Genomic DNA, 14,301 nt, shown 5'->3' on the forward strand with positions numbered 1-14,301 from the left:
GAACATCCCGTCGCCGAGCAGCTCGTACAGCCGGGGCGGGCTGCCCGCCAGCGGCACGTCGGGGGCGCGGCGGCCGGCGAGCCGGTGCGCCCCGCGCGGCGCCGGGTAGGCGATGTCGATGCCGGAGACGGCGCCCGCCAGCCGCCGCGCCACCGGCCGGACGTGCGTCGCCGCCCACGCCGCGGCGCCGCGGGCCGCGCGCAGCCAGCGCGGCTCGGCGAGCGCGAACCGCAGCAGCGCGCCGCTGCCCCGCAGGACCTGCCGCCCGACCGGGTGCCGCTCCTCGTGGTAGCTGTCGAGCAGCCACGACGGCGCCCATCCGCGCAGCTCGGCGGCGAGCTTCCAGCCGAGGTTCGCCGCGTCCTGGACGCCGGTGTTCATGCCCTGCCCGCCCGCCGGGGAGTGGACGTGCGCGGCGTCCCCGGCGAGGAACACCCGCCCGACCCGGTACCTCGGGACCTGCCGTTCGTCGCTGTGGAACCGGGACGTCCAGCGCGGGTCGCGCATGCCGTGGTCGCTGCCGAGCGCGCGGCGGACGACCTCGCGCAGCTCGGCCATGTCGACGGGCTCGGAGTCGGGCGCCTGGTGCCGCCGGTTCCAGGCGATCACCCGGTACCAGCCGTCGCCGAACGGGGCGATGAACGCGAACGCGTCGCCGACGGCGCCGACGGTCAGGGTGGCGGCGGGCGCCTCGTCCAGCCGGACGTCGGCGAGCATCACCGAGCGCACCGCCGCGCGGCCGGGGAACGGCAGGCCGAGCTCCCGCCGGACGGTGCTGCGGACCCCGTCGGCGCCCACCACGTAGGAGGCGCGGCGGGTCGAGGTCTCGCCGCCGGCGGTGCGCACGTCGACGTCCACGCCCGCGGCGTCCTGGCGGAGGCCGGTGACCTCGGCGCCGTGCACGATCTCCGCGCCCGCGGCGAACGCCCGCTCCTTCAGGACGCGTTCGGTCTCGTACTGCGGGACGACGAGGACGAACGGGAAGCGGCCGGGCAGCCGCGAGAGGTCGAGGGCGGTCGCGCCGAGCAGCCGCAGCGCGCCTACCCGCGTCCCCGCGGCGATCAGGTCGGCGGCGGCGCCGCGCGCGTCCAGGGTCTCCAGGGTGCGGGCGTGCACGGCGAACGCCCGCGTCAGGGTGCTCGTCTCCTCGGCGCGGCGTTCCAGCACCGTGCAGCCGATGCCCGCCGCGGCCAGGTCCCCCGCCAGCAGGAGCCCGGTCGGGCCCGCCCCCACGATCAGCACGTTCCCGGTCGGCCTCCCGGTGGGCGCCATCACGCTCCCCTCTCGACGAACGGCCGGCGGCCCGGCCCTCGCGCAGGGAACACTTCCCACGAACGGCCCGTCCTCACCCTGACGGGAGGCCCGATGCGGCAGGGCTTCCCGGCTTCCGGATCACCCCTGGACACGGCTGTCCCGCCCGGCCCACTCGCGCTCCCGGAGCTGGAACTTCTGGATCTTGCCGGTGGACGTCTTCGGCAGCTCGGCGACGAACTCCACCGTGTCGGGCGCCTTGTACCGGGCGAGGCTCTCCCGGACGTGCCCGATCAGCTCGTCCCCGGTCGCGGCGTGGCCGTCGCGGAGCACGACGAACGCCTTGGGGCGCTCGCCCCATTTGTCGTCGGGCACGGCGACGACGGCGACCTCCAGCACGGCCGGGTGCGCGTCGATGGCCCGCTCGACCTCGACCGTCGAGATGTTCTCGCCGCCGGAGATGATGATGTCCTTGGACCGGTCGCGCAGCTCGACGTAGCCGTCCGGGTGGCGGACGCCGAGGTCGCCGGAGTGGAACCAGCCGCCGCGGAACGCGTGCGCGGTGGCCTCCTCGTCCCGGTGGTAGCCCTTCATGACGTTGTTGCCGCGCATGACGATCTCGCCGAGCGTCTCCCCGTCGGCGGGGACGTCGGCCATGGCGTCGTCGACGACGCGCAGCCCGTCCGTCTGGACCATGCCGACGCCCTGCCGGGCCAGCAGCCGGGCCCGGTCGCCGGTGGGCAGGCCCGGCCAGCCGGGCTGCGGCTCGCACACCGAGTACGGGCCGTAGGTCTCGGTCAGCCCGTAGACGTGCACGATGCGCGCGCCGAGCCGCTCCATCTCCCCGATGATCGTCGGGCTCGGCGGCGCGCCCGCCGTCGTGACCGTCAGCGGCCGCTCCAGCGGATGCGCCTCCGCCGCGTTCGCGATCGTGACCAGCACGGTCGGGGCGCCGTTGAGGTGGGTGACGTCCTCGGCGTCGATGAGCCGCCACACCTCGGCGGCGGCGACGGCGCGCAGGCACACCTGCGTCCCGCCGATCGCGGCGAGCGCCCACGGCGTGCACCAGCCGTTGCAGTGGAACATCGGCAGCGTCCACAGGTAGACGCTGTCGGGCGTGTGCCGCGAGTGCAGGACTTCGCCGAGCGCGTTCAAGTAGGCGCCGCGATGGGTGTAGACGACGCCTTTGGGACGTCCCGTGGTGCCGGACGTGTAGTTGATCGAGATGGCGGCGTTCTCGTCGGGGACGTCCCAGGGCGGCGGGTCGTCGGAGCCGCGCGCCAGCAGGTCGGCGTAGCCGGTGCCGCCGACCGCCGGGTCGGCGTCCGCGCCCGGCGCCGGGACGGTGACGACCTGCGGCAGGCCGTCGGCGACGGGCGCGATCGACGGGTGCAGGGCCGCGTCCACGACCAGCGCCTTCGCCCCCGAGTGGTCGAGGATGTAGCGGATCTCGCCGGGCGCGAGCCGCGTGTTGATCGCGACGAGCACGGCCCCGGCCAGCGGCACGGCGAAGTGGGCGACGAGCAGCTCGGGGACGTTCGGCGCCAGGTAGGCGACCCGGTCGCCGGGCTCGATGCCGGACGCCCGCAGCGCGTGCGCCAGCCGGGTCGCCTCGGCGGCGAACTCGGCGTAGGTGGCGCGGCGGTCCCCGTGGACGTAGGCGGTCTTGTCCGGGAACACCTCCGCCGACCTCTTGAGGAAAGCGAGCGGGGTGAGCGCCGTGTAGCCCGGGCCGTTGTCCATCGGGAGCCTCCGGTGCCGTCTGCTGAGCGCGTCCGGCGCCTCAGCGCGGATGGGACCCTTCATGCTCCCACGGCGGCGGGCTCAGCCCACGGCGTTGCGGGTCAGGATGGAGACGGCCTTGACGGTCTGATGGCCGCGCCATTCCAGCTCGGCGACCGGCGAGTAGCTGGCGAAGTCGACGCGCCAGCCGCCGTCGTCCTGCTGCTCCTCATCGAGGCGCCGCAACTCGGCTTGCACCACCTCGTCCTTGAACAGAGCCCTGGCGGGGCGTCCGGGGTAGGGCGCGAAGTCGAGGGGCCGCATCATCTCGTCCTCCAGGCCGCCTTGGACGTGCACGCAGCCGCTCTCCGGGATGTGCCTTCCGAGCGCCGCGATGGTCTCGGTGTCCTCGACGGCATCGGCCAGCCAGAGCGTGAACGCCAGCTCCAGCGCGTGCAACTCCTCCTTCGCCCGGACGGTGTCGAGGCAGTAGCGGGTCGCCCGCTCCAGCCACGGATGCCCGGCGACGGCCTTGTCGTGGACGCCGACACGGTGCGCCATCGCGGCGACCACTGCGGTGATCTGCAGCGAGGACGACCCGGTGTCGGCGCCCGCCCAGAACGGCGCGCACCCGGCCGGGTCGGGCACGGGCAGCGCGAACGGGACGCCGCCGTCCGGCAGCGCGACCGACTCCAGCCAGTCGCAGAGCGCGGCGGCCTCCGGCGCCGTGGCGGGCGCCAGTTCCTCGAAGACCTCGAAGGCGTGCAGGGCCGGGCCCAGCTGGCTTGTCCGGGACCGCAGGTCGGGCTCCAGCCCGTGGCCGTAGCCGCCGTCGGGGTTCCGGTAGGCGTTCAGCGCGGACAGCAGCGCGTCCCCGTCACCGTCCCCCGTCAGCTGCTCGAAGCGGCGCCGGTCGAGCAGGCGCGCGTGCGTGGCCATGAAGTCGGATGCCTTGTCGATGTCCATGGCTCCAGCCTGGCCGCCGCGCCGGCATCCGTCTTGTAGGTTTCGGCCATCACCGGGTAAGGAGCGGCCGCTACCCCTCCCGCAGCGCGAGGCCCAGCGCCCGGAACTGCTCGACCGGGCGGTGGTAGCCGCGCTCGATGTGGTGGACGCCCCGCAGCGTGGACGGCCCCTCCGCGACGGCCGCCGCGAGCACCGCCGAGAACCCGGCCCGGATGTCGGGCATGGTCACGTCCCCGCCGCGGAGCTTGGTCACGCCCCGCACCACGGCCGAGTGCAGCGCCGCCGTGTCGTGGTACCGGCAGGCGGGCCCGCCCAGGCAGGTGTCGTAGACCTCTATCTCCGCGCCCATGCTCTGCAGCGCGGGCACGTACGCGAGCCGGTTCTCGTACACCGTCTCGTGCAGCACCGACATGCCCTCGGCCTGCGTGAAGAGCACCATCAGCGGCGTCTGCCAGTCCGTCGCGAACCCCGGATGGGTGTCGGTCTGCACGGCCGCGGGGCTCAGCCCGTCCGGCGCGGACGCCATGATCCAGTCATCGGTGATCTCGAACTCGGCGCCCATCCGGGCCAGCGTCGTGATCGCGGTGACGAGCCGGTCCTGCGGGCAGCCGTGCACCCGCACCTCTCCCCTGGTCACCAGCCCGGCCACCAGGTAGGAGAACGCCTCGATGCGGTCGCCGTCCAGCCGCGTCTGCGCCCCGCTCAGCCGCTCGACGCCCTCCACCACGATCCGCCGGTCGGGGGCGAACGAGATGCGCGCGCCCATCCGCTGCAGGAACAGCGCCAGCTCGATGATCTCCGGCTCGGTCGCGGCGTTGCGGATGACGGTCTTGCCCTGCGCCCGCACCGCCGCCAGCAGCACCGTCTCGGTGGCGCCGACACTCGGGTACGGGAGCTCGACACGGGTCCCGACCAGCCGCGACGCCCGCGCGTGGATCCCGTCGGCCTCGTGCGTCACCTCGGCCCCGAACGCGCGCAGCGCGTCCACGTGGAAGTCGACCGGGCGCCGCCCGATCGGGTCACCGCCGACCAGCGGCACGAACGCCTCGCCCGCCCGGTGCAGCAGCGGCCCCAGCATCAGGATCGGGATGCGGTTCAGCCCGGTGAACGCCTTGCCGACGCTCGGGTCCGCCACCGGGCCCGGCACCACCGTGACGTCACCGCCGGAGCGCTCCACCGTCATCCCGATGTGCTCCAGCATGCCCGCGGTGATGCCGACCTCGCCGACGTCCGGCGCGTTGCCGATGGTGCTCGGCGTCTCGCCCAGCATCGCCGCGACCATGTGCTTGCTGACCGCGTTCTTCGCCCCGCGCACGGTGACGTCCCCGCGCAGCGGCCCCGACGGCTCGATCTGCCAAAGCTTCTCAGTCACCCGTGCAGCCTACGGCGTCTCCGCCGCCGACCCGCCGGGCATCGCGTCAGCCGCCGAACGCGCCGACCGGGGCCGCGCCGCGCTAGTTCTCGCCGGGCTCCCACCAGCTCAGGTTGGCGGTGGCCCGGGCCACCGGCTCGATGATCTCCCACGCCTCGGCGATCAGGCCGCCGTCGACGCGCAGGATGTCGACGATCGCGACCTCCGGGCCGCCGTCGGGGAGGCGGCGCCGGGAGTACATCACGACGTGGTCGCCGTCGGCGAGCACGTGCTCGATCTCGACCTGCATGCCAGCGAGCGGGACGAGCGCAGCGCGCACGTTGGCGAGCCATTCCTCCTTGGTGGACGTGGTCGCGTCGGGCCGGTGGTGGACGAAGTCGTCGCGCAGGAAAGCCCCGAAGGCGTCGACGTCGCCCGTCCCGATGAGTTCTCCCAGTGCCTGCTGAACCAGGTTCTTGTTCGCTGTGGTCATGGACGCAGTTTTTCCGGGGTTCGCGGCGCTTGTCGATGAACTCCCATTTCATGGCGTCCGGCGGCACGCTGAGTACCCTCGGTGATCGTGGAAACGTTCGGGGAGCTCTTGCGCGGGTGGCGGCACCACCGGCGGCTCAGCCAGCTCGACCTCGCGATCGCCGCCGACGTCTCGGCCCGCCACGTCAGCCTGGTCGAGACGGGCAAGTCGAACCCGAGCCCCGCCATGGTCCTGCGGCTCGCCGAGCATCTCGACGTGCCGCTGCGCGAGCGCAACCGGCTGCTGCTCGCCGCCGGCTTCGCCCCCCGGTACCCCGAACGGCCGCTCGGCGGTGACGCGCTGCCCGCGGCACGGGACGCGGTCGCCAGGGTGCTCAGCGCGCACGAACCGTATCCGGCACTGGTCTTCGACCGCCGCTGGAACATCCTGATGACCAACCGCGCCATCGAACCGTTCTTCGCGACCGTCCACCCCGACCTTCTGCGGCCCCCGGTCAACCTGATCCGGCTCGGCCTCGACCCGCGCGGGTTCGCTCCCCTGGTCGTCAACCTGGCCGATGTGCGCGCGGTCTTCCGCTCCAGGATCCTCCGGCAGTTGGCGAAGGCCCCCGACCCCGAGCTCACCGCGCTCTACGAGGAGCTGCTCGCGCCGGACGACCCGTCCGGCACGTCGATCGACGCCGACGTCGTCATCCCGATGATCATCCGCATCGGCGACCGGGAGGTGCGGCTCTTCTCGACGATCACCACGTTCGGCACGCCGATGGACATCACGCTGGACGAGATCGCCATCGAGTCCTACTACCCGGCGGACGCCGAGAGCGCCGCCTACTTCACCCCTCCGGACGCCCGATGACCGATGCGCAGCCGCCCGCCGGGGCCCTGGCATGGGCCGCCGAGGCGACCGGCGGGCCGGTCCGTGCCGTCCGCCGCCTCGCCGGCGGCACGCACGCCGCCACGCACCTGCTCGAAACGCCGCTCGGGCAGGCCGTCCTGCGCCGCTTCCCGTCCGGCGACACGGCCGCCGTGAACGAGGCCCACGTCCTCGAAGTCCTGGACGGCCTGGACGGCTGGGCCCCGCGCCTCCTCGGCTCCGACCCGTACGGAGCACGCTCCGGGCAGCCCACGGTACTGATCACCCGCCTCCCCGGCCGCGCCGACATCACGTCCGTCGACCCGGGCGCCGCCGCCGTCCAGCAGGGCCGCGTCCTGGCCCGCCTCCACGCCATCCCCACCGCGCGGCTCACCGGCTTCCGCGACGGCATGGCCGCAGCCGCCGCCTCGCCCCACCGCCCGGCCGGCTCCGCCCCCGGTGCGCCGCTCCTGGCGGCCCACGGCCACCGCCTCACCGAAGCCGACCCCGTCCTCACCCACTACGACTTCTGGGCGGGCAACGTCCTGTGGCAGGGCGACACCCTCACCGGCGTGGTCGACTGGTCGGGCGCGTCCCTGGCACCGCGCGGCTTCGACGTCGCCTGGTGCCGCCTCGACCTCGTCCTCCTCCACGGCGCGGCCGCTGCCGAAGCCTTCACCGACGCCTACGAGGAGGCGGGCCGCCCCGTCCCGGACCTGGCCCTGTGGGACGTCTTCGCCCTCACCAACTCCCACCGGTCCGTCGAAACGTGGCTCCCCAACTACCACGACCTGGGCCGGACGGACCTCACCCCGGACGACCTGCGCGAACGCCACACCGCCTGGACCGAGACCCGCCTCGCGGCCGCTTCCTGAGAGCCGTGACCCGACGGCCTGTCGCGGGCCGACCGGGCTCCGGTGACGACTCCGCCTCGGTGGCCGCGCCGGTGCAGATGTGTGGGTTGGCACCGACGCGACCATGATCCCGACCTGTGTCGAGCGGTCCAATTGTGCCGCATGGCAGGTTGCAGCACCGTTGCGGCCCCCGCGATCACGGCGGCGTACCCGCCACCGGCACCGGGCCCCTATCCTCACAAGCATGATCACCCCCGATTGGGAGCGGCGGATCGCCGATCTCTGGGCCGCGTTCGACGACCACGAGCCCGCCGGCTTCCTCGCCGAGATGGAGGCGCTGACCGGCGAGCTCCCGCCCGGCGACCCGGTCGCCGAGTACGAGCTGGCGTCGGCGCACGACTCGATCGGCGACGAGGCGCGGGCCGCCGTCCACTACGAGCGGGCGTTCGCGGCCGGGCTGGACGGGACGCGCCGGCGCGAGGCGGCCGTCCAGTACGCCAGCACCCTTCGCAACCTGGGCCGGGCCGAGGAGAGCGTCGCCCTCCTGACCGCCGAGCGCGACGCCTGCTCCGACTCTCTGGACGACGCCGTGACCGCGTTCCTGGCGCTGGCGCTCACCGACCTCGGCCGCGAGAGGGAGGCGGTGTCGCTCGCCCTCGGCGCGCTCTCCCGCCACCTCCCGCAGTACAACCGCTCGCTCGCCAACTACGCGAAAGCCCTCATGCCGGACGAGGCCGCGGGCTAGCTCCCCTTTCCGGCGGACGCCTTCGCGCGGACGTCCCGGCGGGCCCGCGCCAGCAGCCGGTCCGGGGCGTCCGCGTACGCCCATGCGCGGTCGGGGGCGCCGGTACGGCCGACCTGGACGAAGTGGCGCCGGGCCCGGTCGTGGTCACCGGCCCGGTAGAACGCCGCACCGAAGATGTGGTGGGCCTCCAGGTTCCGCGGATGGGGCCGCTCGGCGGACAGCCACCGGTCGGCGGCCTCCACCAGGGCGGCGTGCACCGAGGGCCGGGCCAGGTAGCCGTTCAGGTCGTCCCAGGTTCCGATCTCGACGCCGATTTCCAGATGCGCCACCGCGAGCACCGCGGTGACCGGGTCGCCGGGCTCGGCCGCGGCGACGGCCGTCTCGGCGAAGTCGAGCACCTCGGCGTCCGAACCCCACCATTTCTTGCAGAGGACCTGCGATCGGGAGATGTGACCCGCGTAGAGGGACGGGTCGCGCGCCGTGAGCTCCCGCCAGACGCGGTCGAGTTCGTCCCGTTCGAGCTGCATGCCGAGGCCGTGCCACTGGAGCCTGTCCCAGGGGACGGGGTCGGCGGGCAGCAGCTCGGCGGCACGGTGGAGCGGAGGGCCCGCGAGGGCCAGCAGCCGCCAGAACCGGCCGAACCGCTCCGCTTCGACGTACTCGGCGCGGTAGGCGCTGCGGGCCTTCCACGCCTCACCGACGCGGGTCGAGCCGAGCCACAGGCACAGATCCGGGTCGGCGGGGTCGGCCGCGGACAGCTCCGCCAGGCGCGCGCCCTGCCCGAGCGCGGCGTCGGTGAGGTTCTCCAGGTAGAGGCAGCGGGTCTCGGCGTCGTCGCGGGTGCCGGCCAGCAGTTCCAGGCCCGCGCGCAGGTCGCCGCCGCGCACCTTCGGCAGCGCCGCCGCGAGCACCGCGTCCCGCCAGGCGGGCTCACGCCGCCGAGCCCTGATCTTTCCGGGCAGCCCGAAGACGGTCGCCACCACTCCGGCCCGCGACGCGCCGGTCTCCGGGGCGTCCGGCTCGGCCACCGGCGCCCCGATGCGGGCCGGGACGCCGTCGGCGGGACGCTCCGGCATGCGCACGACCGCCTCGGCGGGCGCATACCGGTCGACGTCGGCGACCGCGTCGGGGCCCGCGTTCCAGATGTTCGGCTCGACCCTGACCATCAGGCCGTCCAGGCCCACCAGCACACGTCCCCCGTCCGGCCAGGCGAGTACGGCGGCGCACTGGTCGAACCGGACGGTGGCCATGGCCGGGCCGGTGAGCGAGGTGGCCCCGTCCCGGCCGACGATCAGCCCGCGCTGCACCTCGTCGGGACGGGTGTGGATCCGGCCGTCGACCGCGACCGTCGAGCCCACCGGCGCCGGGGCGAAGCGCGCGCCCTGCGGCTCCTCGTCCAGCGGGAGCATCAGCAGCGCGGTGTCGAGCATGGTCCGGCCGACCTCTTGGACGTCCTCCGGCCCGACCTCGTCCTGGGCGGCGAGGGTCTCCTCCAGCGTGCGCTGCGGCGCCCCCATCAGTTCGGCCACGCACGAGGCCATCGGCAGCGAGGCGCGGGCCTCGTCGGAGGCGCTCCGGGTGCGTCGCACCGTCACCAGTTCGGCCAGTTCGGCCGCGTCCACCGGCTCGGCGGCGAGGCGTTCGATCTCCGCCCGGAACCGCTCCGCCAGTTCCGGACGCGCCTCGGCGAGCCCGTCCGCGAACGCGAGTATCTCCGCGGTGTACCCGGGGCGCGCCAAGAACTCGACGCTCGTCGTGTAGCTCAGCGCGTTCTCCCGCCGCAGCACGCGGTGGAGGCGGCGGCCGAGGATCTCGCCGTAGATCCCGGCGGCGGGGCCGCGCGGCACGATGCCGGTCAGCGCGACGCCGTTGACGTCGGTGTTGAAGTACGCGGGCGTCCGGGGCAACGCGCTGGTCGGTTCCGGGCACGGTCGCCGCTCGCCCTCGGGAAGCGGCAGGGCCAGCCCTTCCGGCGGAGGCCCGCCGATGAGCGCGAGCGCCGCGTTGTTCCTGGTGAACCAGCGCGCCGTCCATTCCTTGACGTCATCGGACGTGACAGCGCCGAGACCGTACTCGGGATAGGCGGGCAAGCCGTAGGTGGCCGCGCCGTAACGCCACAGCAGCAATCTGCCCGCCAGGCCGGGGTCGCGGCTCTCGGCCTCGGTCCGCAGGATGTTCTTCTCCGCTTCGAGGCGTTCCATAGGAGGTGCGCCCAGCGAATGGCACACCGCCGTCAGGAAGGCGGCGACTTCGTCGGGCTCGCCATGCGTGACGAACGTCGTCGTGGTGGCGTCGACGGCGCCATTGTGGTGATAGTCGGCATCGCCGACGGCATGCAGCACCAGATGCTCCACCAGGTGGGTGAGGCCGCCCCTCGCGAGGGTCTCGTCCGCCCGCCCCACACGGAACACCAGCGCCGCCCGATAGTCATCGCCCGGCACGCCCTCGTTCCAGAACACGGGAACGCCGTCGATCTCGGTCCGCGTCACGTCCAAATGATCTCCCTTTCCAGGCCGCAAGATCGTACAATTCGCGGGTGCCGAAGAAGGTGACATATCGATATCGGGTGCCGTTCGCGACGTCCTGGCGCTCGTATCTGGTCCCGATCGGGCCGCTGGCCGTGCTCGTCCTGCTCACCGCGCTGTTCTGGGGAACGCACCACGCGCTGCTCACCGCCAGCACGGTCGACGCCGTCCGGCCGGGGAGCGTGCCCGGGGAACTCCGCCCGGTCCTCTGGGTGGACGAGGGCCTGCGCTACCGGGTCCACGTCGTGGCGGCCGCCGAGGACCCCGGCACCTGCACGCTGGCCGGGCAGAAGGGCACCTACCCGGTGAACCTGGACCGCGCACGGCACGACGGCGACGCCGCGGAGATCAAGGGATACCGGTGGGTCGGGGCGTTCCGCGCGCCCGCCACCGACTACGTCGCGGTCACCTGCGAGCGGTCCAGCGAGGCACTTCGCGTCAAGGTGGACGCGCCGGGAGCGAGCCTGCTGGTGGCCCTGCTCGTGTTGTGGCCGCTGCTCCTCATCTGGACGGTGGTCAAGCTCTGGCGGATCCGGCGGCAGAGCGCGGGGCGCACCCTCATCCGGCGCCCGCCCGACCCGCCGGCACGCGCGGCACGGGCTGCCCTCGCCGCGGGCGACCGGGCTCAGACCACGGTGTACTTCCGCAACGGCACCTTCGTCCCCGCCGGAACCCGCGAGCCGGATCCGGCGGCCGCCTTCGCCGAGGAGCGGCTGGCGGCCCCCCGCGACCCGAACGACTTCCGTACGGCCCCAGCCGACGACGGCGGCAAGCTGGTCATCTTCCCGGACCTCACCGTGTATCTCGCCCCCGGCGAGGTCAAGCACGCCGGGGCGGCGGATCTCGGCCGCCAGGCCCTCGCGAAGATCCGGCTGGACGCCCGGACGCCCGAGGTGGCACGCGTCCGTGCGGCCGAGGACCTCGCCGCCCGCACCTGACCCGCAGCAGGACGCCCGGCGCCGAATTCCTGACCACCGCGCACATCGCGCAGACGACCCTGGCCTACTCGCTGCGGCAGTTGCGTCCCATCGCCGTCGTCGGCATCTCCCCCTCCACCGGCGGCCCCGAGCGGCCGACCGCCCAGTGCGTCCGAAACCTGACGCCGACCAGCGCCACGTCCCGCTACCTTCGCGGCCAGACCCCGCACGGGACGGGCGGTGCCGACGCGATGCTCGACCTGATCCACCAGGTGATCGTGCCGTTCGTGGAGTCGACTCATCCGCTCGATCCCGGCGATCGGGGACTCGGCGGCTTCTCCCTGGGCGGACTGTTCACCTGCTGGGCCCTGACACGCCGTCCGGTGGGCCCTGACACGCCGTCCGGAAGGATCCCGCCGGTTCCTGGCGGTCAGCCCATCGCTCTGGTGGGACGACCAGCTGCTGCTCGACGGCCACCGGTCGCCCATCGCAGACCGGGCGGCCGGCGACGTCTACCTGGCCGTGGGCGAACGGGAGAACAACCCCGACCGTGCCTGGCCGATCCTGCCGGTCGCGATGCAGGAGACCTTATCCGGGCTCGACATGGTCACCGACCTGGCGCGATCTACCGCCCGGCTGCGCGAGCACCCGGCCCTCAAGACCCACAGCGAAGTCATCCCGGACGAACAGCACGCCACCGTCTGGCCGGCGGCCGTACCCCGTGGCCTCGTCCACCTCTACCGCACCGCCCCCGCTGACCAGCCGGGGTCACCGCCACCAGCACGGAGACGGCTGGCGTCTGGACCGCCAGGTCGGATTCAGGTCTGGTTCGCGTCGCCGCGGAGGGCGTGCAGGACGGCACTCTCCTGAGCTGGGTCGCGGAGGCCGGGCGGGCCCTGCGTGAGCGGGCGGAGCGCGGCGCGGGCGGCCGCGTGCGGCTCCGGCCACAGCGCGGCCCTCAGTGCCTCCGCGAACCAGCCAAGCAGGGACACCTCGGTCCGTTCGTCGTCGCTCATCTTCGAGCGGTCGAACGGAGCGTTGAGCGACCGCGCCGCCTGACGTGAGCGCGTCAGCCAGGACCGGACACGCATGCCGAGTTCGGACGTGGGTGAGACCTCGACCGGCTCGCCGCGCTCGGTTGCGGCGACCGCCTCGGCCAGGCCGGGGGTTCCGTCGACGCCGAGGACCGATGCCAGGCGCATCGCCTCGCGCGCGGCGACGGAGCGGAGCACGTGCGGCGGGGCGGCGTCGAGAGCCGCGATCATTTCGGGGTTCGTGGGCCCGTGGCCGAGCCAGGGCTCGGCTGCACTGAACCACGGTTCGATCTCAGCGGACAGGAGCCGCCCGGAGAAGGCGTCCCGATGCGGAAGCACGCCGGTGATCAGACCCGCGAGAAGGAGGGCGGGGACGTAGGCGCGCGACACAAAGTCGTCTTCGTCATCGAGGTCCGGGTCCAGGCCCGCCGTGCGCATCTTCCCCAGCAGGCGGTCAGGTTCGCTGCCCCAGCGGCGACCGGGCCAGGTGGGCTCGAATCCGGTGACCAGCGTCCCATCGACGGCATAACCGAAGCCATGGTCGGCGTAGTCGTGCCGCTGCACCGACACGGCCTCGGTGCCCCGGGACAGCGCCTTGAGCAGTTCAATGAGCGACCCCTGGTAACCGTCAGGCTCGATCAGGATCGTCCAGGCACCGAGGTCCAGAGCGAATGCGACGTTCGCATAACCCGCCTCGTAGGACGCGTACATTTCGCTCGCCTCCTGCAAGGTACGGCGGTGAAACGTGTCTTGGAGGCCGCCCAGACGCAACAACGCCTCGGTTTCCTCGACGCCTTTGAGGAAGGTGAAGCAGTAGATCTCGTTGAACGACTCAGCCCACTTGATGTCGTCGTACGAGACGTTGAGCATGGCTCCTCCGAAAGGGTCGGCGGCACGGCCCGTAGATCACCTCTGCAGCTTGTGCCGCGCGGGATCCGTGTGACGCCATCCTCCTGCGAGCCACTGACAAAAATGGCCCTCGCGATTCACCTCGTCGCGGGGCCACGCTCAACCACCCGGCCTCGATCTGCTGGGCCAGAAATGAGAAAGGCCCCGCCGAAAACGGCGGGGCCTTCCTGCAATATGAGTCCGGCGGCGTCCTACTCTCCCACACGGTCTCCCATGCAGTACCATCGGCGCTGAAGGGCTTAACTTCCGGGTTCGGGATGGGACCGGGTGTTTCCCCTTCGCCAAAACCACCGAACGTCTCAACGCACCACCCAGAAGGTGGGCAAATCAACGTCCAAGCCGGCAGGCTCAGAAATCTTCACTTATCTACTGCGGTTCCAGGTTGTTTCCTGAGAACCACACAGGGACGCGAACAAACTCTCACGCAGCGACTCACTTTGAACGTTCAGTGTGTTCAAGCCACTCGGCCTATTAGTACCGGTCGACTCCACACGTTACCGCGCTTCCATCTCCGGCCTATCAACCCGGTCGTCTACCGGGGGCCTTACACCCACAAAAGGGGTGGGAGAACTCATCTCGAGGAAGGCTTCCCGCTTAGATGCTTTCAGCGGTTATCCCGACCGAACGTAGCCAACCAGCCGTGCCCCTGGCGGGACAACTGGCACACCAGAGGTCCGTCCGT

The 14,301-nt window shown here is 72.8% G+C and carries 11 protein-coding genes and 2 rRNA genes; 4 read left to right on the forward strand and 9 right to left on the reverse strand.

Annotation, left to right across the window (positions count from 1 at the left end; genetic code table 11):
* The 5 genes from ETD96_RS28095 to ETD96_RS28115 form a co-directional block, all read right to left on the reverse strand.
* A partial coding sequence (locus tag ETD96_RS28095) for an FAD-dependent monooxygenase (protein ID WP_138639504.1) occupies positions 1-1,272 on the reverse strand: 1,272 nt, incomplete at its 3' end.
* A 120-nt stretch (positions 1,273-1,392) separates the two neighbouring features.
* On the reverse strand, positions 1,393-2,994 hold the full coding sequence (locus ETD96_RS28100; protein WP_138639505.1) for a long-chain-fatty-acid--CoA ligase: 1,602 nt from the start codon (positions 2,992-2,994) through the stop codon (positions 1,393-1,395).
* Between the two features lie 81 nt (positions 2,995-3,075).
* Positions 3,076-3,939, reverse strand: coding sequence for a hypothetical protein (locus ETD96_RS28105; RefSeq protein ID WP_138639506.1), 864 nt, complete (start codon positions 3,937-3,939; stop codon positions 3,076-3,078).
* 70 nt (positions 3,940-4,009) lie between these two features.
* Positions 4,010-5,311 carry a UDP-N-acetylglucosamine 1-carboxyvinyltransferase gene (murA, locus tag ETD96_RS28110; protein WP_138639507.1) on the reverse strand — a complete coding sequence of 434 codons (1,302 nt, stop codon included), beginning with the start codon at positions 5,309-5,311 and terminating at the stop codon, positions 4,010-4,012.
* Between the two features lie 82 nt (positions 5,312-5,393).
* Positions 5,394-5,783, reverse strand: coding sequence for a nuclear transport factor 2 family protein (locus tag ETD96_RS28115; protein ID WP_138639508.1), 390 nt, complete (start codon positions 5,781-5,783; stop codon positions 5,394-5,396).
* Positions 5,784-5,870: 87 nt separating this feature from the next.
* On the opposite strand from ETD96_RS28115, the gene ETD96_RS28120 reads away from it, so the two are divergent.
* The 3 genes from ETD96_RS28120 to ETD96_RS28130 all read left to right on the forward strand — a co-directional run bounded on the left by ETD96_RS28120 (position 5,871) and on the right by ETD96_RS28130 (position 8,234).
* The gene (locus tag ETD96_RS28120; RefSeq protein ID WP_138639509.1) at positions 5,871-6,638 is read left to right on the forward strand and encodes a helix-turn-helix domain-containing protein; all 768 of its coding nucleotides are present in this window, start codon (positions 5,871-5,873) and stop codon (positions 6,636-6,638) included.
* Complete coding sequence (locus ETD96_RS28125; RefSeq protein WP_138639510.1) at positions 6,635-7,510, forward strand: phosphotransferase family protein; 876 nt, start codon at positions 6,635-6,637, stop codon at positions 7,508-7,510. The genes ETD96_RS28120 and ETD96_RS28125 overlap by 4 nt, the downstream gene beginning before the upstream one ends.
* Positions 7,511-7,733: 223 nt before the next feature.
* Positions 7,734-8,234: a tetratricopeptide repeat protein gene (locus tag ETD96_RS28130; RefSeq protein ID WP_138639511.1), complete on the forward strand. Its 501-nt coding sequence runs from the start codon at positions 7,734-7,736 to the stop codon at positions 8,232-8,234.
* Here the strand turns inward: ETD96_RS28130 and ETD96_RS28135 are convergent.
* Entirely contained in the window at positions 8,231-10,723 is a 2,493-nt protein-coding gene (locus ETD96_RS28135) for a peptidase M16 family protein (RefSeq protein ID WP_138639512.1), read from the reverse strand. The genes ETD96_RS28130 and ETD96_RS28135 overlap by 4 nt on opposite strands.
* A 47-nt stretch (positions 10,724-10,770) precedes the next feature.
* On the opposite strand from ETD96_RS28135, the gene ETD96_RS28140 reads away from it, so the two are divergent.
* Complete coding sequence (locus tag ETD96_RS28140; RefSeq protein ID WP_138639513.1) at positions 10,771-11,697, forward strand: hypothetical protein; 927 nt, start codon at positions 10,771-10,773, stop codon at positions 11,695-11,697.
* Positions 11,698-12,494: 797 nt separating this feature from the next.
* Here the strand turns inward: ETD96_RS28140 and ETD96_RS28145 are convergent.
* From ETD96_RS28145 to ETD96_RS28155, 3 genes are all read right to left on the reverse strand, one after another.
* Positions 12,495-13,580, reverse strand: coding sequence for a DUF6461 domain-containing protein (locus ETD96_RS28145; RefSeq protein ID WP_138639514.1), 1,086 nt, complete (start codon positions 13,578-13,580; stop codon positions 12,495-12,497).
* Between the two features lie 217 nt (positions 13,581-13,797).
* Positions 13,798-13,914, reverse strand: a 5S ribosomal RNA gene (gene rrf, locus ETD96_RS28150).
* A 155-nt stretch (positions 13,915-14,069) separates the two neighbouring features.
* Positions 14,070-14,301 (reverse strand): 23S ribosomal RNA (locus ETD96_RS28155); the annotation flags it as partial.

Source organism: Actinomadura geliboluensis (assembly GCF_005889745.1).
Taxonomy (GTDB): Bacteria; Actinomycetota; Actinomycetes; order Streptosporangiales; family Streptosporangiaceae; genus Spirillospora; species Spirillospora geliboluensis.